The organism is Companilactobacillus miaonis (assembly GCF_036913615.1).
In the GTDB taxonomy this organism is placed as follows: Bacteria; Bacillota; Bacilli; order Lactobacillales; family Lactobacillaceae; genus Companilactobacillus.
Map to the genome: position 1 here is coordinate 1 of NZ_JAYKTX010000010.1, position 19,662 is coordinate 19,662.

13 protein-coding genes are annotated in these 19,662 nt (G+C 38.3%); 7 read left to right on the forward strand and 6 right to left on the reverse strand.

Going from position 1 to position 19,662, the window contains the following annotated elements; genetic code table 11:
• Positions 1 to 559 precede the first annotated feature (559 nt).
• Positions 560 to 1,579: a YeiH family protein gene (locus U8521_RS09290; RefSeq protein ID WP_334352522.1), complete on the reverse strand. Its 1,020-nt coding sequence runs from the start codon at positions 1,577 to 1,579 to the stop codon at positions 560 to 562.
• A gap of 99 nt (positions 1,580 to 1,678) precedes the next feature.
• On the opposite strand from U8521_RS09290, the gene U8521_RS09295 reads away from it, so the two are divergent.
• The gene (locus U8521_RS09295) at positions 1,679 to 2,533 is read left to right on the forward strand and encodes a LysR substrate-binding domain-containing protein (RefSeq protein WP_334333610.1); all 855 of its coding nucleotides are present in this window, start codon (positions 1,679 to 1,681) and stop codon (positions 2,531 to 2,533) included.
• Here U8521_RS09295 and U8521_RS09300 read toward each other — a convergent pair.
• Positions 2,526 to 3,107: a peptidylprolyl isomerase gene (locus tag U8521_RS09300; protein ID WP_334333611.1), complete on the reverse strand. Its 582-nt coding sequence runs from the start codon at positions 3,105 to 3,107 to the stop codon at positions 2,526 to 2,528. The two genes, U8521_RS09295 and U8521_RS09300, sit on opposite strands and share 8 nt — an antisense overlap.
• Positions 3,108 to 3,219: 112 nt before the next feature.
• Between U8521_RS09300 and U8521_RS09305 the strand changes: the two genes are divergently transcribed.
• The gene (locus tag U8521_RS09305) at positions 3,220 to 3,576 is read left to right on the forward strand and encodes a DUF2200 domain-containing protein (protein ID WP_334333612.1); all 357 of its coding nucleotides are present in this window, start codon (positions 3,220 to 3,222) and stop codon (positions 3,574 to 3,576) included.
• Here U8521_RS09305 and U8521_RS09310 read toward each other — a convergent pair.
• The gene (locus U8521_RS09310; RefSeq protein WP_334352523.1) at positions 3,573 to 4,028 is read right to left on the reverse strand and encodes a DUF3955 domain-containing protein; all 456 of its coding nucleotides are present in this window, start codon (positions 4,026 to 4,028) and stop codon (positions 3,573 to 3,575) included. The two genes, U8521_RS09305 and U8521_RS09310, sit on opposite strands and share 4 nt — an antisense overlap.
• A gap of 133 nt (positions 4,029 to 4,161) precedes the next feature.
• On the opposite strand from U8521_RS09310, the gene U8521_RS09315 reads away from it, so the two are divergent.
• The 4 genes from U8521_RS09315 to U8521_RS09330 all read left to right on the forward strand — a co-directional run bounded on the left by U8521_RS09315 (position 4,162) and on the right by U8521_RS09330 (position 11,145).
• Positions 4,162 to 5,004, forward strand: coding sequence for a mechanosensitive ion channel family protein (locus U8521_RS09315; protein WP_334352524.1), 843 nt, complete (start codon positions 4,162 to 4,164; stop codon positions 5,002 to 5,004).
• Between the two features lie 81 nt (positions 5,005 to 5,085).
• Positions 5,086 to 6,492 carry a C69 family dipeptidase gene (locus tag U8521_RS09320; protein WP_334352525.1) on the forward strand — a complete coding sequence of 469 codons (1,407 nt, stop codon included), beginning with the start codon at positions 5,086 to 5,088 and terminating at the stop codon, positions 6,490 to 6,492.
• A 298-nt stretch (positions 6,493 to 6,790) separates the two neighbouring features.
• On the forward strand, positions 6,791 to 7,969 hold the full coding sequence (locus U8521_RS09325; RefSeq protein ID WP_334352526.1) for an exonuclease SbcCD subunit D: 1,179 nt from the start codon (positions 6,791 to 6,793) through the stop codon (positions 7,967 to 7,969).
• 2 nt (positions 7,970 to 7,971) lie between these two features.
• The gene (locus U8521_RS09330; protein ID WP_334352527.1) at positions 7,972 to 11,145 is read left to right on the forward strand and encodes an AAA family ATPase; all 3,174 of its coding nucleotides are present in this window, start codon (positions 7,972 to 7,974) and stop codon (positions 11,143 to 11,145) included.
• Positions 11,146 to 11,242: 97 nt separating this feature from the next.
• Here U8521_RS09330 and carB read toward each other — a convergent pair whose 3' ends face one another.
• The 3 genes from carB to U8521_RS09345 form a co-directional block, all read right to left on the reverse strand.
• Entirely contained in the window at positions 11,243 to 14,419 is a 3,177-nt protein-coding gene (gene carB, locus U8521_RS09335; protein WP_334333618.1) for a carbamoyl-phosphate synthase large subunit, read from the reverse strand.
• Positions 14,420 to 14,434: 15 nt separating this feature from the next.
• Positions 14,435 to 15,493: a carbamoyl phosphate synthase small subunit gene (locus U8521_RS09340; protein ID WP_334352528.1), complete on the reverse strand. Its 1,059-nt coding sequence runs from the start codon at positions 15,491 to 15,493 to the stop codon at positions 14,435 to 14,437.
• A 275-nt stretch (positions 15,494 to 15,768) separates the two neighbouring features.
• The gene (locus U8521_RS09345) at positions 15,769 to 16,677 is read right to left on the reverse strand and encodes a hypothetical protein (RefSeq protein WP_334352529.1); all 909 of its coding nucleotides are present in this window, start codon (positions 16,675 to 16,677) and stop codon (positions 15,769 to 15,771) included.
• 83 nt (positions 16,678 to 16,760) lie between these two features.
• On the opposite strand from U8521_RS09345, the gene U8521_RS09350 reads away from it, so the two are divergent.
• Entirely contained in the window at positions 16,761 to 19,643 is a 2,883-nt protein-coding gene (locus U8521_RS09350; RefSeq protein WP_334352530.1) for a DEAD/DEAH box helicase, read from the forward strand.
• The last annotated feature ends 19 nt before the right edge of the window (positions 19,644 to 19,662 follow it).

Consider the following 19,662-nt stretch of genomic DNA (forward strand, 5'->3'; position numbering starts at 1 on the left):
CGTTAAAACTTTGTTCAGTTTTCAAAGGTCTACCAGCTGATTAAGCGCTTACGCTCATCAGCGACTTAATTATTTTATCAAGCTGACAATAACTTGTCAAGAACTTTTTAAAATAATTTTTCTAACGAAATCAACAAGTTAATGATGAAAACGTTAGGAGATGTCTAACAGACAACTTAGTTATCATATCGAAGTTACAAGACCAAGTCAAGAACTTTTTTAAAATAATTAGAGGCATCAAGGAGAAGCAATTAAGCTTCAAACCGTTGACGCCGTTGCTCTGTCGCAACAACAAGATATATATTACCGTTTCAGTTACTACGATGCAAGTATTTTTTGAAAGTTTTTTGATTTTTTTCAAAATCAGTTTCATTATTACTTGTTTCTTCCTATTAATTGCAACAATTAATAGGTTATTAATACTATACCACGTTTGGCCAATGATTGGGACCAATTTTGACCATATGTCTAAGAAAATATCAATTTACTAATAAAAATAAGCCAAAGTAATCAAAATTCGATCACTTTGGCTCTTGCTTTCTATATTTATACGATAAGCTTAGAAAAATGCTTTACTAACTATAATTGTAAAAGTTAACAAAACAACTGAGGCTGACAAAGCAGCTAGGACCGCATTTCTGCCACTACTCAAGAAGGCTTTGAAATTTACACTCATCCCTAAAGCAGCCATTGCCATACCTAGTACTAAGTAAGCTAATTTAACTAACAAGTTCAATACTGTAGTGGACATCGGAACAAAAGTCCCAATAACACTAGCTAACAAAAATCCAGCCATAAACCAAGGAATTGGCAATTTACCTTTTTCACCTGTAACAGCTTTATCCTGATGTTGATACCAAATACCAATTATCAAAGCAGCAGGAGCTAACATTAAAACACGCGACAGCTTAGTGATGATAGCCGCACTCAAACTAACTGACCCTCCAGCACTACCAGTAGCAATGGCGTGAGCAATTTCATGCAAAGAACCGCCGGCCATAACACCAAATTGGGTATCAGTCATATGTAACATTGGCTTGAGACCAATTTCAATCAAAGTAAAGACAGTTCCAAGAATTGCGACGATGGCAACAGCTAAAACTTCTTCATTATGTTTTGCCGCCTCTTCTTCTTTACTGACCTTGATTTGTGGTGAAATTCCCATAACAGCGGCAGCCCCACAGATACTAGTTCCACTAGCAGTTAAAATTGCCAATCGCTTACTTACTCCAAATTTACGAGCAATATTGTAAGTTAAGACGACCATCCCACTGACGATCACTATTGCAAACAAAATCGTTTTAACTCCAGCATTAGCCAGATCAATCAAATTCAGTTTAAATCCTAATAGAATAATTCCTAAACGTAAAAATTTATTGGAAATGAATCCAATCCCTTCTTCAGCTTTTTTAATAGCTGGGCGATACATTTGAAACATCATCCCAATCACTAATGAGATCACCAAAGCACCGATAACGGTTAAATATGGTAATCCCCCAAGAAATGTTCCCGCAAGTGAACAAAACAATGTCATTAAAAACGCATAAAGAAAACTTTTTTCAAATAATTTTAAATACATACTAATCCTCCGTAATTCACATGATAATATATAACTTATATAAGTAAAAATTAGTATTCATTACTTTTGGATAAGTAAAATTTATCAAAGGAGAACAATATGCTCGATAAACGTTACCAAACACTCGTAGTCCTAGCCCAAACCAATTCATTTACTAAGACTGCTCATCAACTCTTCATCACCCAGCCGGCAGTTTCCCAGCAGATTACTTCTTTAGAGGATGAACTCAATCTAAAACTTGTCATCCGTAATCACAATCGCATCAAATTGACCCCAGTTGGTCAAAACTTAGCTAATTATGCCAAACAAGTCGAATTCGAAAGTGAAAAAGTCCTCAATTCTCTCAAACAACAGTCCACCTTTAAAATGGGTTGCACCCTATCACTGAGTTCAACTCTCTTACCGAAATTTCTCAATCATTTGAGTGACAAGATGCCCATCACAACGACAAAAATCAATAATACCCAACACATTTTGCAAGACATCCGCGATGGCAAAGTCGATTTTGGGTTGATTGAAGGCAATTTTGACAAAGACGAGTTTGACTCCTTCTTCTTACAAAAAGAACAGTTCATCTGTGCTTCCCACGAGAACATCGAACTCAATTCAATCGAAGATTTATTCAACCAGACCCTGCTGATCCGCGAAAATGGCTCCGGTAGCCGCAACATCTTTGAAAATTGGCTTGCCACTCAAAATTACAAAATTTCCGACTTTTCAAACGTGATGGAAATCGCTAGTCCCAACACCATCATCGAATTGCTCAAACAGAATCCCGGGATAACTTTCATCTACCAATCACTCGTCCAAAAAGAGCTAGCTTCTGGTCAACTAAAAAAACTAGATTTTCCGGGCTTTAAAATTGAACATCCCATCAATCTAGTTTTTCTCAAAAATTCTTACTTTAAAGAAACTTATCAAACGTTGACCGATTCATTTCTAGAAACTAATTAATCTCAACGCTTTCCATTACAACATCTTCTTTAGGTTTGTCATTACCATCACGTTTAACACGACTGATTTCTTGAACGATTTCCATACCTTCAAGAACTTGACCAAAGACTGTGTGACGGTGATCCAACCAAGGAGTTCCACCATTCTTATAAGCAGCAATGATTTCTTCTGGATAACCAGCACTAGCCATCTCTTTGATCATACGCTTAGGCATGTTTTCGTTTGAAACAATGAAGAATTGGCTCCCATTTGTATTAGGACCAGCATTAGCCATTGAAAGTGCACCTGTTAAGTTAAAGAGTTGGTCACTGAATTCATCTTCAAAATTTTGACCGTAAATACTTTCACCACCAGCACCAGTGCCAGTTGGGTCGCCACCTTGAATCATGAAATCAGGAATGACACGGTGGAAAATTATTCCATTGTAATAACCTTTTTTAGCTAGTTCAACGAAGTTTTTAACCGTCTTAGGAACTAGTTCATCGAATAATTGAATCTTAATTTCGCCATGATTAGTTTTGATAGTTGCAACACTACCTGTGGCGTTTTCTAAATCTAATTGTGGATATGCCATAATTATTTCCCTTCTATATTTAAGTAAACTTACTGTACCACATTTTACAATTCATTAAACCAGTTAACTCTGTGGGAATTTGATACACTGAATAAAAGGATGGAGGTTTATTATGAGGAAAAAAGATATTACCCAAATGTCATTCAAGGACTTATACCCGCTTTATATCAAAAAAGCTGAGCGCAAAGGACATACTCAAGCTGAAGTTGACCAAATCATTTTTTGGTTAACTGGATATGATCAACAAACTTTATCCCAGCAAATTACCAGAAATATTGATTTAACTGACTTTTTTAAGGAAGCTCCCCAAATGAACGAAAACATCTCCCTGATCAAAGGCGTTGTTTGTGGTGTGCGCGTTGAAGATATCAAAGATCCAATCGTTAAAGACATTCGTTACCTCGATAAACTGATTGACGAATTAGCCCGTGGCAAAGCCATGGAAAAGATTTTACGACAAGCATCTTAATGGTGCTTTTTATTTTGTTTTCGTTGAATTAAGTTAACTACTCCACCAACTAAGCCTAACAATAGGAACAAATAACCAATTGGTACTAAGAAAAATGACTCATGTAAAATACCATCACTGTCTAAATATGATCCAATCATACTAAAGAGTAAAAAGCATCCTACTCCAGCTAAAATCATGACAAGCGTCACATACAAAGTTATCTTAATTTTTCTCATTTCACTACCATCCTTCACTAACTTATCAGTCATCGACGGATCACCTAAGATTAATTGGTCTAAAGAAATCTGAAATGTTTGAGAAAGCGTGACGACCATTTCCAAGTCAGGCAAATTCCGATTGTTCTCCCAACTGGAGATTGTTTGTCGTGAAACATTCAATTTCAAAGCCAGCTGTTCTTGAGTCAGATGACGACTGTTACGTAATTTTTTCACTTGCGTTCCAAAGTCCATTTTGACGACCTCCATAGTTATAACTTACCCAAATTCTAGAAAAATGGTAGCTAGAGTTACTAGCATCATTGATATATCAACGTTTATTAGTGTGATATTATAGTTTTATATCGTTTTGAAAGGATTACTCACATTGAATTCATCTCTAAATTTTAACAGTCTTATCAAGAAAATGTTTCTCAAAGTCGACTGGGAAGCAGTCATTCAACACGTCGCTTCAGTCGTTTTCCAACTAGTTTTATTGACGATTGTCTTGTTACTGATCAATTGGATCGGTAAAAAAATCATTCGTCACATTTTCAAAACTGGTCTGCGCAAATCAAAACGTGGCATCTCACCGAAAAAGCTCGACACGATTTACACGTTAGTGCTCAACATTTTTAAATACATCCTGATGTTCTTTTGGATCTATGCTCTACTTTCAGCCATTGGAATTCCTGTCGGTACATTGATTGCCGGTGCCGGAATCTTCAGTTTGGCAATTGGTCTTGGTGCTCAAGGTTTCGTATCCGATATGGTCAACGGTTTCTTCATCCTTTTGGAACAACAGATCAGCGTGGGCGACACTATCACCGTCAATGGTATCGATGGGCAAGTTACCTACGTCGGAATCCGGACAACCCAAATTCAGAGCATCGACGGAACGCTCAATTACATTCCTAATCGCAACATCACCGTCGTCAGCAACAAGTCCCGCAACAACATGCAGGCCCTGATGGAAATTCCCGTAGCCAGTTCCAATCCATTTGAAGAGATCACTAAAATCATCAATCAAATCAATGAAAATCTCAATTTAGCCGAGTTGCAGCTGACCGTCAAGCCTTATATCGTCGGCTTTTCCAATCAACCAGACGGCACACTCGTCATCCAAATAGCAACTTATACTAAACCAGGCGCCCAATTTAAGGCCAAAAATGTTTTGCTGGAAAGATATTTAACAGCCATCACCGACGCAGGTATCGAGTTACCTAAGTAACCCAATCTTTGAATTATTGGCAACACCAAATTAGAAAAGTTATAATTAACCTATCAATAACCATAAGGGAGCATTCAAATAATGGAAAAACGTATCAAAGGTTCATGTACATCAATTTTAGTTGGTAAAAAAGCTTCTATTGATGGTTCAACAATCATTTCTCGAAACGACGATGGCCACGAGGCACTTGACCCTCAACGTTTTGTCGTAGTAAATCCTAGTGATCAACCAAGAGACTACACTTCAGTCATCAGCAAGGTTAACGTTAAATTGCCTGATGATCCAATGCGTTACACATCAATTCCTAACTCAATTTTGACTAACGGAATCTGGCCCGCTGCTGGAATCAATAGTGAAAATGTTGCTATGTCAGCAACCGAAACAATCACTACTAATTCCCGCGTATTAGGTATCGACCCATTTGTTGAAAATGGACTAGGCGAAGAAGATCTTGTTACCGTAGTTCTTCCTTACATCCACAGTGCCCGTGACGGTGTTAAACGCCTCGGTAAATTATTAGAACAATATGGAACTTACGAACCAAACGGAATTTCTTTTGCCGATAACGAAGAAGTTTGGTGGTTAGAAACAATCGGTGGTCACCACTGGGCAGCTGTTCGCATCCCTGACGATGCTTATGTTGTTGCACCTAACCGCATGAACATCGACAATTTTGACTTTAATTCAGATGACACTCTTTGTTCCGCTGACTTGAAGGACTTAATTGATGAAAATAACCTCAATCCTGACTTTAACAATTACAATTTAAGACACATTCTTGGTAGTTCTTCAATCAAGGATACAGTTTACAACAACCCTCGTGCTTGGTATGGTCAAAAATTCTTCAGCCCGGATGACACAACAGATGATCCAATGGAACAAGATCTACCATTCATCTGCCACGCCAATCGCAAAATTTCAATTGAGGACGTCAAGTTTGTCTTGAGTTCACACTTCGAAAATACTAAGTATGACGTTTACGGAAATGGAACAGACGCTGACAAGAAACTCTTCCGACCTATCGGAATTAATAGAAACCACGACGTTCACATCTTACAAATCAGAAACAACGTTCCTAAAGAAATCGCCGGTATTCACTGGTTAGCCTACGGTGCCAATACTTTCAACACCGTTGTACCATTTTATGCTAATGTCAATGACACTCCAGCTCAATACAAGAATGCCACTGGTAAGTTCGACCTCAACAATATGTACTGGTTAAGCTGTACAACTGCTCTTTTAGGTGATACAGATTATGACTTGTACGTTGATATGAGAAACGATTATGAACTCGACGCCATGAGTGCTTATCGTAAGATTCAAAATGACACTGATCAAAATTTGGATAAAGCCAACGCTAATGACTATCTAGAAAAGGCTAACGAAAAATTAGCTAACGTTGCCTTTGAAAAACAAACAAAATTATTGGGTGACATGGTTACAATGGGTTCCGAACATATGAAATTACGTTACAATCTAAATGATTAAATTTAAATTTTAAAAAATCATAAAACATTTGTAAAATTGTTTTATTGAAACTTTCATTTAAAGGTTATAGTATTATCACGTCATAGGTGAGGAGGTATCACCCCTCACTTATGACAAGGGTATGTAATCCAACGATTATGGAGATTATCGTTAAAAGGATTGAGAGATATGTGCACGCAAGGTGGAACTTGCGTTCTCTTGATTCTTTTTTTTTGACTAATTTTTTCGTAATTTAGTATTGCTAAACCAATCAGATAATCGTACAAAGGAATTAAACAAATCTTCTAGGAGGGATTACATGAAACTACTACACACCGCCGACTGGCATATTGGTCGGACACTAAATGGTTACTCACTTTTAAAAGAACAAAAATACGCCTTCCAACAAATTCTAAAAATTGCTTTAGAGGAACAAGTTGACGGTATCGTTATCGCCGGTGACATTTACGATCGAGCCGTTCCAAACGTTGATGCCGTGACAACTCTAAATGAGATGTTCAAAGAGATAAATATCGACAATCACCTACCGATTTACGCGATTTCTGGCAATCACGATGGGGCTAAACGTTTGAATTATGGCCGTGACTGGATGGCTTACACTAATTTTCATCTCAATACTTTGGTCGAAGAAGCTTTCACACCGATTGAAACCTCCGAAGCACAAATTTTCATGTTGCCATATTTTGACCCGATGGACGTTCGCGCTTATTATCGCCAAAATGGCATGTCCGAAGAAGACGCCAAAAGTATCCACAGCATAACTGACGCCATGAATCTAGTTCTAAAAGATATTCAAGAAAAATTTGATCCAGCTAAGAAACATATCCTTATCACCCACTTTGCCGTGACGCCGAATAAAGATACCAAACTAGAATTAACTAGTGAAACTTCTTCAACTGTCGGTGGTCTAGCAACTTTAACTGCCGATCAATTTAAGATGTTTGATTACGTCATGATGGGCCATATTCACACCCGCTTCGCTTCCCCTAGTGAAACTATCCGTTACTCTGGTAGCCCAGTAAAATTCAATGTCAAAGAAGCTCGCATCAAAAACAAAGGTAAAGGTGTGGATATCGTTGAAATCAACAACGATAAAATCACCCGTACTTTCAAAGAAATCAAACCTCAAACCGATTTGATTGTCCTTGAAGAAGATTGGGATACTTTAACTGATCCTGTTTTTTACAAAAAACAGCCAACTCAAAAAGCTTGGTTCGCTATTACCGTTAAGGACTTCGATCGCAGTAAACATATCAACGTCCGAGCTCAATTGCAGCAGATTTATGGAACCGTCGTGGAGCTGGATTATGAGAACATTTATCAGGATAAACAAGTCGAAACCACAAAAAATATCAGTGATTTGAGTCCTGATCAAACAGTTGATCAATTTTTCCACAGCATAACTGGCGAAGATTTATCGGATACTCAAAAACAGATTGTGGATAAAATTTTCGTTGATTTAGGAAAGGAGAAATAATTTTGAAACCAATTTACTTACAAATGAACTACTTTGGACCACATGCTGATTCTAAAATTGATTTCCGTAAACTGGATGAAGCACCGATTTTTCTCATTGGTGGCGATACTGGTGCTGGTAAATCAACTATTTTTGATGCAATGACTTTTGCATTGTTCGGCAGCACTACTACTGACGGGCGGGATGCCAAAGAAATGCGCAGTCAATTTGCCCCTAGCGACAAAGCCACCGAAGTTACTTTTTACTTTGAACAAGGCAATAATTTGTATCGTTTGATTCGTCGTCCTGAACAATGGCTTAAAAGTCAACGCGGTGGGGATAAGTTGGTTAATAAAAAGCCGACCGCTAAATTGGCCATTGTGGATAAAGTTGGTGGTACTGAGATCGACAGTATTGCCGCTAAACCTAGTGATGTCGGAACTGCCATTGCTGAAATTTTGAATTTGTCAGCTGAACAATTCAAAAAAATCATTCTCCTTCCTCAAAATGATTTCTCTGAATTCTTGAAATCAAAAACCGACGCTAAAGAAGCTATCCTCAAAAAAATCTTTGGCACACAACTTTACTCCGACTTCGCGGCCAAATTAAAAGCACTTTATACGACTAATAAGAAGAAAAACGAAACCTTCGCCACTGATCTAGCTGCTCAATTTGATTCCACTAATTGGACCGACTCGGAAAAAGCTCAACTCGAACACGAATCTGACGAACAAAAAATTGTTCTATTGGAAAACTTTGTGGAAAAACGTCAAGCAAATTTTAAAACTGCTGAAAAACAATCCCAGGCAATTAATCAACAAGTTCAAACCGCCGACAAAAATTTACAAGCAGCCAAAGATCTGGCTAAACAATTTGGCGATTTGAAATCTGCTAAAAACGATTATCAAACAAAAATCACCGACAAAGAAACCGACATCGCTGCTAATCAAGCTCACGTTCTAGAGTTACAGTGGGCCAATAGCTACAAAGATACCCTCCGGGACTTAGATAACAAAACCGCCGAACTACAAAAAACAACTATTAAAAAGGATAACTTGTTAGCCCAAATTGAAATTTCTAAAAAAGATTATCAAGTTGCTAAAGCTAAAAATGAAGAATTAACCGCTCAAAAAGATATTTTTGACCAAAAGACTACCAAGAGTAAACAATTAGCTATTTTGATCCCCAACGTTGAACGAATCGAAAAACTTCAAACGGAGATCACTCATCAAAAACCTGAACTAACCAAACTTGAAAATAAAGTAGCTACTCAGGAACAAAAACTTCAAGATGTCACTACTGAAATCGAAATTAAAAAATCATCCCTAGTCGATAGCGATGAATTACAAAAACAAAAGGATGATTTAACCATTCAAAGAAACCAGTTCGTCGAAACCTTGACGCCACTCGAGAACCACCAATTGGATTCTCAAAAAGAAGTCACTCGCTTGCAAAAACAGTTAAATCAATTGACTACCCAGCTACAAGCCAAAGAACAGAATTTACAACTGGCAAAAGCTGATTTTCAAGAGAAAAAGGGTCATCGTCAAGCACTAATGATTGCTCAACTTCAAAAAGAACTTGTCGATGGCGAACCTTGCGTTGTTTGTGGTTCCACTGATCATTCACACATGGTCAAAACGATTGACGCTGACGAAGTCGAATTGAAGGCTTCCATGGAACAAGTCGACCAGTCCCAAAATAAATTTGCCTCCGCTCAAAAGGAAGTCGAAACTTTCAATGAAAATATTCGCCAAGCAACTGAGGAATTGAACACTCGTCAAGCCGATTTAACAAAATCTGCTCAAGAGTTAGCTGATGCTTATCAAAAATTGACTAGTGAATCCTCACTAACCTTCCCTACTGAATTTTCGATGAAAGACTTAAAACAAGTCTTTGACAAAGAGATCGCTACTCTGAGTCAGCAATTACTCACTGCCAGCCAACTGACTGCTGAAATTGACCAATTGCAACATAACAGTCAAGAAATTACTGAACAACAAAATACCTTCAAGTTGAATTTAGCTTCGAAAAAATCTGCTCTACAAGCCAATCAAGCCGACCTCAAACAAACTTTAACTAAAATCGGTGATGAAAACAGATCTAGCCAAGAGATTTCAAAAGAAATCACCCAACTTGAACAAGCTGTTAAAAATTATCAAGCTCAATTAGATCAAACTCAAAAAGCTGCTCAAGCTAGTCAAATCAAGTATTCCAACAACAAAACGCAGATTGATGATGCCGAAAATCAGTTAACCGAACAAAGAAATTCCATTGCTCAATTGCAAAAAGAGATTGATTCTGCCTTAACTTTCACTACAAGCAAAACCAACGATATTAAAACTTTGCGTGATTGGATTGCTGAAGTTAATAGTAATCTGCTTTCTTCCCTACAAATTAAAATTTCCAATTATCAACAAGACAAAACTCGTCTCACTAAAGAAATTGAGCAATTGTCGACTACTTTAGCTGACAAGAAGCAGCCTGATCTAGCTAGTTTGCAAGAAACTCTCAACAATTTACAGACTCAAAAGGATCAACTGATTTCACAAGTCGCTAACGATAAACGGACTTTTGAAGATGCTCAAACCAATCTCAAACGAATTCAAAAAATCATCGCTCAACAAGGTGACTTTGCCAAGAAATTCAATCAGTTATCCGATCTTTACAACATCGTCAACGGTAAAGGTAACAACGATAGTAAGTTGAAACTGGAAACTTATGTCGTCCAAAACTACCTACAAAAGGTACTCAATTACGCCAACGACCACTTCATCAATCTGCTTTCCAACAATCGTTACACGTTTGAACTTTCTGATGACCCAAGCGACAAGATGCGTGACCACGGTTTGGATATCAATATTTTTGACAATGAAACTGGAAAATCGCGTTCTTCTGACACATTGTCTGGTGGGGAAACTTTTATCGCCGCCCTATCAATTGCACTGTCACTCAGTGAAGTTGTCCAATCTTCTTCAAACGGTGTCCAAATCGATGCTTTATTTGTCGATGAAGGCTTTGGTTCTCTAGATGATGAAACTTTGGAGAAATCAATGACGGCCCTAGAAACTATCGGTCAAAATCGAATGGTTGGGGTTATCAGTCATATTGAATCGATGAAACAAACTATTGGCCAACAAGTATTGATCAAGAAACTTGGCGATGGCCGCAGTAAAGTAGAAATTGTTAATAAGTGACACAAAAAGCCGCCCATTTCTGGACGACTTTTTTTATTTAAACGAGTTGCACAAGCCAGACTCAGCTAAGAGCTGAACGCTCTTGTTTCACTCTCTTTTATAATGGATTAACTCCGATGAATCTCTTTTCCAAAACTCTCAAGATGGCATCGGCGGTATCGAGTGATGTGTACAGTGGCACTGAATTCAAGACGGCATTTTGTCTGATGATGTAGCCGTCAGATGTGTGTGTCCGTTTGTCACCGACTGTGTTGACCAACAATTGAACTTTGTTGTGAGTAATATCGTAGATGATATCTTTATCAGTTTCTCCAACCTTTGGTACAACTTTGGCTCTGATACCTAACTTGTTGAAGTACTTGGCAGTTCCTTTGGTGGCAAGAACTTGGAAACCGACGTCTTCAAAACGTTTTGCCAAACTGGAGGCTTCTTTCTTGTCAGCATCGTTGACTGTGATCAAGACGTTACCAGCATCGGCAATGTGTTGATTAGTTGCTTCAAAGGCTTTATATAAGGCTTCAGTATAGTCGACTCCTGAGCCCATAACTTCACCAGTTGATTTCATCTCTGGTCCTAAGGCACTGTCGACGTCGTTTAACTTATTGAAGGAGAAAGTTGGTGCTTTAACGTGGATCAAGCGTGATTCTGGAGCTAGTCCTGGTTCTAATCCTAAGGTATTGAAGTTAGCACCTAAGATCAATTTAGTAGCGATTCTAGCCATTTGGATACCTGTTACTTTACTCAAGAACGGTACTGTTCGACTGGCACGTGGATTTACTTCAATGACATAAGCTTGATTGTCATGAATAACGAATTGGATGTTCATAATGCCCACACAATGTAATTCTCTAGCTAGTCGTTTGGCGTATTCGACGATTTGGTCTTGGACTGAATCGGGAATATTTTGGGGAGGATAAACAGCCATTGAATCTCCAGAGTGAACTCCAGAACGTTCGATATGTTCGATGATTCCTGGTAACAAGACATTTTCACCGTCACTTAAAGCATCGATTTCACACTCACGACCCGTTAAGTAACTATCAATCAAAACAGGATGGTGGTTTGAAACGTGGACCGCTTCTTTCATGTACTTGTTTAATTCTTCATCCGATTTGATGATTTCCATTGCTCGACCACCCAAGACGTAACTTGGACGAATCAAGACTGGATAACCAATCTTTTGAGCAACTTTTAAAGCACCATCAGCGGAAGTTGCAGTTCCCCCAATTGGTTGTGGAATTTCAAGTTTCTTAATGATTTGGTCGAACAAGTCACGATCCTCAGCTCGATTGATATCTTCAACCGAAGTACCAAGAATCTTAATACCATTGTCTTTTAGTGGTTGAGCCAAATTAACTGATGTTTGGCCACCAAATTGGACAATAGCGCCGACTGGTTTTTCCAAATCACAGACATTTAAAACATCTTCCAATGTTAATGGTTCAAAGTATAGCTTGTCAGCGATTGAATAGTCAGTTGAAACTGTCTCAGGATTATTGTTGATGACGATTGCCTTGTAACCCATTTGTTGAACAGCATTGACACAGTGCACAGTTGAATAATCAAATTCGATACCTTGACCGATTCTGATTGGGCCTGATCCTAAAATCAGAACTGACTTGTCAGACATCTTTTCTGATTCATTTTCGGTTTCATAAGTGCTATAAAAATAAGGTGTTTCGGCTTCAAATTCACCAGCACAAGTATCAACTGTCTTATAAGTTGGTAAGATTTCATTTTGTAATCTGAAAGTACGAATTATGTCTTCTGGTAAATTATTCAAACGACCAATTGTTCTGTCAGAATAACCTAATCGTTTAGCCTCAGTAACGACTTCTTTAGTGAGTGTGCCGTTAGTCAATTCTTTTTCAAAATCGATGATCCGTTTCATTTTAGCTAAGAAGAAGGGATTGATAGCTGTTAGTTGATTGATTTTTTCATATGAAACATCTCGACGTAACAATTCTGCTAAGTAAAATAGGCGGTCATCTTTAGGGATTTGCACGTATTCTTCAAGCTCTTCAGTCGATTTGTCTTTAAGTGAATCCATGATGAGATCGTGTTGGTCGATTTCTAGTGAACGAACGGCTTTTTGGAGGGCTTCTTCAAAATTACGACCCAAAGCCATAACTTCACCAGTAGCCTTCATTTGTGTACCAATTGTGCGGTCGGCTTTTGAAAACTTATCAAATGGCCAGCGAGGAATCTTGCAAACGACGTAGTCCAAAGCAGGTTCAAACTGGGCAAAAGTCTTACCGGTGATTGGATTCGTGATTTCATCCAAGGTCAAACCGACAGCTATTTTGGCCGCAATTTTAGCGATTGAATAACCGGTTGCTTTAGAAGCTAGTGCTGAAGAACGGCTGACACGAGGGTTAACTTCGATAATGTAATAATTGCTAGTTTTCGTATCGATGGCCAACTGCACGTTACAGCCACCTTCAATTTTTAGAGCGCGGATAATCTTGAGTGAGACGTCACGCAACTTTTGGAACTCAGCGTCGGTCAGTGTTTGAATTGGTGACACAACGATTGAATCTCCTGTATGAATGCCGACGGGATCAACATTTTCCATGCCACAAACGGCCAAAGCGTTGTCATCACTATCACGCATAACTTCAAATTCGATTTCCTTGAAGCCGGCAATACTTTGTTCAATCAAACATTCAGTCGATGGTGAGACTTTCAAACCACGTTCAACGATTTCTTTCAATTCCTTGTCGTCGTGGGCAACTCCACCACCAGTTCCACCCATGGTAAAGGCTGGTCTGATAATGACAGGAAAACCGATTTCATCAGTGAATTCCTTGGCATCTTGGTATGTGTAAGCAGTTTTTGAAGCGGGGATTGGTTCGTGGAGACGATTCATCAATTCTTTGAATTCTTCACGATCTTCAGCTTCATTAATGGTATTTAATTTAGTTCCAATAATTTCAATATCTAATTGATCCAAGATTCCTGATTTTTGAAGTTGAACGGCCATATTCAAACCAGTTTGACCGCCAAGGGTTGGTAAAATTGCATCGGGATGTTCTTTAACTAGTACTTTCTCAACAAATTCAAGCGTGATTGGTTCAATGTATACTTTATCCGCAATATGTTTGTCCGTCATGATGGTTGCGGGGTTGGAGTTGATCAATACAACTTCGTAACCCTCTTCCTTCAAGGCTAAACAAGCTTGGGTTCCGGAATAATCAAATTCGGCGGCTTGTCCAATGATGATAGGACCTGAACCGATGATCATAATTTTTTTAAGGTCTGTTCTCTTTGGCATAATTTGTTCCTCCAGCTATTTGTTTAGTCTTTCAACGAATTTATCGAAAATGAAGTCAGCGTCATGTGGTCCCGGCATAGCATCAGGATGGAATTGAACTGAAAAGGCGTTGTACTTTTTGTGTTCGACTCCTTCAACAGTTTGGTCATTCAATTCAACTTGGGTGATTTTCAAATCTGTTTGAGCAACTGAATCCGGGTCAACGGCATAGCCATGATTTTGAGAAGTGAAATAGATTTTACCGGTTTCTAAATCTTTTACCGGATGGTTGAAGCCACGATGTCCAAATTTCATTTTGAAAGTTTTCGCACCGTTAGCGAGACATAGCAATTGATGTCCCATACAGATTCCAAATACTGGATACTCTTTTTCTAGTTCAACAATATTTTGCAAAATATCAGTGTGATCGACCGGGTCTCCAGGACCATTACTTAACAAAATTCCATCTGGTTTGAGATTTTCAATATCAGCGACGGACGTATTGCCAGGGACGACGGTTACTTTTAGTCCTCGTTTTTGTAATTCGTCAACAATACTTTGTTTGTAGCCGTAATCTAATAAAACGACGTGTTTGCCACTGCCTTCAAAAGTTTGTTTGGTTGGTGTGACACTTTTTTCGAGTTGTTTGGCATCTAGTTTCCACGAAGAAATTTCATCAATCAACCCGGCGTTTAAACTATCAACGATAGCGGCTTTCAAAGCTCCAGCTTTACGGATTTTCAAGGTGATGGCACGAGTGTCGATGTCATAAATTCCGGGGATATTTTCTTGTTTGAGGAATTCATCGATGGTCATTTCACTTTGATAGTTACCGACTGTTTCGCAAATTTCTCGAGCCAAAACGCCTTTGATATAGGATTTTGGTGACTCGTCAAATTTCTTAGCAATGCCGTAATTTCCAATCATTGGTGTACAGAAGTTGATGATTTGTCCGTTATAAGATTGGTCGGTGATGGCTTCTTGATAACCGGTCATCCCGGTAGTGAATACGAGTTCACCAATTGTTTCGACGTCGCTTCCGAACGCTTTACCTTCAAAATAAGTTCCATCTTCAAAAACTAGATATCTTTTCATAATATTCTCCAAACTTTCGAAATATTTGATATAGAAAAAGGGATGCTTATCCAGCATCCCTCAAGTTTTGTCTTAGATTGATTATTAGACTGAACCTTTGAGACCTCACTGGATCCGATTAAAAATTCAAGATATAAAAAAACTTCCCTTGCCAGTGTGACAAAGAAAGTTAGTTGGGGTTTCCCCATAAGCGATTACACTTTCCAAGTCTCACTGGACTTAATTAAAAGTTGTTGAACATATAATACAAGCAACTACGTTTTTCGTCAATAGGGTTATTTTAGGAAAATGTGTTCCCGATGGTACTGTAAATATTTCTTATTAGGAGAATATTGGTAATTCATGTGAATTTTTCTATTTTTATATTTATCTAATAATTTATTGATTTTACTGTCTGGCGAACTGATCGACGATATAACGATATGACCGTTATCATTGAAGGTAAAATAACCTTCTGTAAAAGCTTGAGCAAGTTTTTTTGTGAAACAGATACCGTTACGTGGGTCGAGACGAATCTCCTTGTTTGCCGCCCAAGGTACTATTCTGGTAGCAACGAGTTCATCTTCATTTACTGGTCCTGCAACGGCGGATTTATAACGGTAGTTGAATTTCACTTTGTCCGCAAAAAATTTTTGAACAGCGTCATAAGTTTTGACCCCTTTGACTTCATCATTGATAAAGTAGAGTTCATTTTTCTCCGCCTGGTAACACTTCACGGCAATCTCCTCTTCCTTTTCAGAAAGTTTCGGCAAATTAGACATCTCGACTTGGCGATTTAATAATCCGAAATAATCTTTTTTATTTATTTGGGTAATGCCATTCATGTTGAAGAAATTCGACCACTTACCTTTGAACTTACGAAAAGTCCAATCAAAGGTGCGGAGATTTTGTTTCATCAGTCGATGTGAGAAGAGATAAGGCTGCTTTATTGTCACAATATCGTTGCCAGTTCTTGGGTCTTGTCCAACAATTTCGCCAAATTCACCAGCTCCATACAAATAAAACTCATTGCCCCATTCTGAAGCACTGCCTGAACGACGATAAATTATCCGGTCGCCTTCGTGGAGCTGGTTGTTGTTGCGGTTTTGATAGCTGTAATATTTAAAATCTACATCGTTATGTTCGACACTGGAGCTGGAATCGATGATGAAATAATTAGTTTGGGAGTTTTCATTTTGACTCATAGAATTCACTTCCTCTATTTTTCATTGTACATCATGCTTCTGATATACTTGTCTAGAACAATTACTAATCGGAAGTGAAACAAATGGACACGGATTTTGAAATCAGCCAAGGACTCAACTTTGGTTTTATCGACAATTCAACACAATCATTAGCTCGCTATCAACCCGCCTTGATTACTAACCAAAATGGAACAGTCCTCGACACTCTAGAAGATGAGTTGAGAAATTCCAAATCATTTACAATTGCAGTCGCCTTCATAACTTTGGGTGGCTTACTAGATTTGAAAAGCACTTTATCTGATTTGGCAATTCATGGTGTCCGTGGAAAACTTATCACTTCAACTTACTTAGGTTTCAACAATCCTAAGGTATTTGAAGACTTATTACAAATTCCTAATCTTGATGTTAGAGTTTTGGAGCAAGCAGGATTTCATACGAAAGCTTATTATTTTAAGCACCAAGATTTCGAAAGTGCCTTAATTGGTAGCTCTAATTTAACTCAAAATGCACTAAAAAAGAATTTTGAATGGAATTTACGAATCACTTCAACCGAACGTGGTGACGTGATTCAAGACATCAAAAATAAACTAGCTCAACTTTGGCAACAAGCTACTCCCTTAACACACTCGTGGATCGACGATTATGCCAAAGATTGGCAGCCAAATTATTCAACTTTTCGAGCTAAGAAAAATAATAAATCGAACAAAATTGTGCCTAACCAGATGCAACAATCTGCACTAGAAGCTTTGAAAGAGCTACGCAATCAAGAACATGCTAAAAAAGGTTTAGTCGTTGCGGCTACTGGAACTGGTAAAACTTATTTAGCCGCTTTTGATGTTCAGCAATTTCAACCGAAAAGATTATTATTTGTAGTTCACCGCGAACAGATTTTGCGTAAAGCTATGGCCAGTTTTAAAGAAGTTTTAGGTGGTCCCGACAGTGATTACGGAATCCTCAGTGGTAATCAAAAAGAAATGACCGCACGCTTTATCTTTGCGACGGTCAATATGGTTTCGAAAAAGTCTATTCGTGAACAACTGGGAGCACAAGCTTTTGACTACATTATCATCGACGAAGCTCACCGTGTTAGCCAAAATCAGTTGGGTGAAAAAGAGTCAATGTATCAGCGCTTGATGAATTTTTACAAGCCTGAATTTATGCTTGGAATGACCGCTACTCCTGAACGAACTGACGGAACCAACGTTTACAAATATTTCGATTATCACTTAGCTTATGAAATTTCATTACTTGATTCATTAGACAACAATTTGCTTGTTCCCTTTCACTACATTGGCGTGACTGATTACGAGAAAAACGGTGAAGTTATCGACGACAAAACTAGCTTGAAACACTTAGTATCCGACGAGCGGGTCAACTATATTATCGACAAAACTAATTATTATGGTCCAAGAAATGCGGACGTACATGGTTTGATTTTTGTTAGCCGAATCGTTGAAGGACAGGAACTGGCTGCTAAGCTTACCAATAAAGGTATCAATGCCCAATTTGTTTCGGCTAAAGATACAGTTGAGACTCGTGAACAAGCTGTTCGAAAATTAACCGAAGGCAAATTGCAATACATCATAACTGTCGATATTTTTAACGAAGGTGTCGACATCCCGATTCTCAATCAAATCATTATGATGCGACCTACAAAATCCAGCATCATCTTTCTTCAACAATTAGGACGCGGACTCCGCAAATTTCCCCATAAAGATTTTGTTACCGTGTTAGACTTCATTGGTAATTACGATGAAAATTATTTGATTCCAATGGCTTTTGACCGCACACATACCAGTAACAAAGAGAAGATTATCAAACAAATTGTCAGTCCAAAAATCTCGGGAGTTTCTACAATCAATTTTGAAGAAGTCGCCCGCAATCGTATCCTAGACGCCGTTTCAAGGGCTCGCTTAAATGACATGAATCGCTTCAAAGCCGCTTATCAAAGTCTTAAAGAAAAAATCGGTCAACGTTCACCAATGTTATTGGACTTTGCTCAAAAAGGCAGCGTTGATGTACTCGATGTTATCGAGAAATTCAAAACTATTTACGATATGCAAAATAAATTTGAACCCGACCAATCAAAATCACTTACTAAAGAACAACATTCATATCTAAAATTCATCTCCGCAGAGATCACCGTCTCCAAACGCCCAGTTGAAGCGTGGATTTTGAAAAAATTATTGACCAAGGACCGCTTAACCGACAAGCAAATTCTATCCTCACTTCAAGCCAAAAATATTTTTTGCGATGAAGAAACTCTGACTAATGTAGCTTCTGTGCTAGACTTCACCTATTTCTCCAAAGTAAAACAAAAGAAATACGGTCATATCTCATTAACCAATCACGCAAACAATAACTGGCAATTCACTTCAGAATTCAAGCAAATGTTGCAGTCAACAACGTTTAAAAAATATTTTGAAGACGCCCTGGATGCAAAACTCTTCGACGTCCAACAAAATCCAGCAATCTACCGCAATCGATTCACCATCGGCGAAAAGTATTTCCGTTCAGATATTATCAAAATGTTGAACTGGAAACACGAACCCAACTACATTAATATTGGTGGTTACGGACTAAGAGAAGATGGTCGTTTCCTACCAGTCTTCATCTCCTTGAAGAAAACTGAGAAAATTCAAAATAAGATAGTCTACAAAAATACCTTCCTAGACCGCTCAACCTTACCGCTGTTTTCTAAAAGCGGACGTTCTACTTCCAGTACAACTGAAAGTGAAATTCTAGAACACAAAGGTTTCGGGATGATCCAACTATTCGTAAGAAAATCCAACAACAATAGAATTGATGGCAAAGATTTCTACTACCTGGGTTCAGCAAAGATTCTCGCTGCAAAAGATATCGTAGAAGAGAATATCGACGGCAAACCAACCAAACTAGTTGAATTTACTCTTCGTTTGGAACATGAATTGGATTTGGGATTGTATCATTTTTTGACTGAAGGATAACAAAAAAAGCGGCAAGGAA